The sequence below is a fragment of the Myxococcaceae bacterium JPH2 genome, from assembly GCA_016458225.1.
Lineage (GTDB): Bacteria > Myxococcota > Myxococcia > Myxococcales > Myxococcaceae > Citreicoccus.
Map to the genome: position 1 here is coordinate 1 of JAEMGR010000024.1, position 278 is coordinate 278.

Genomic DNA, 278 nt, shown 5'->3' on the forward strand with positions numbered 1-278 from the left:
GCTGGCCACAAAATCGAAGCGCTCGCCGTGGACCGCACGCCGCACAGGTTCGACATCCCCACGGGCTCCTGGCAGGTGGACTTCAAGCCCTTCGCGTCCGTCTCCGCGAACGACGCGGGAGACTTCACGCTGGAAGTCCTCAAGGGGGAATCCGAGCGATTCTCGGAGAATCAGAACGCAGGCTACCGCTTCCGCGTGGCACTCCCCCTGGACGCCGCGGGTCAGGGTGCCTTCCTGTCCTTCTCCTTCGATGACGACGTGGAGCTGCCGCCCCTGCA

1 protein-coding gene is annotated in these 278 nt (G+C 65.5%); it reads left to right on the forward strand.

Annotated elements, in window-relative coordinates:
- Positions 1-27 precede the first annotated feature (27 nt).
- On the forward strand, positions 28-278 hold a 251-nt coding region (locus tag JGU66_28525), incomplete at its 3' end, for a hypothetical protein (protein ID MBJ6764732.1).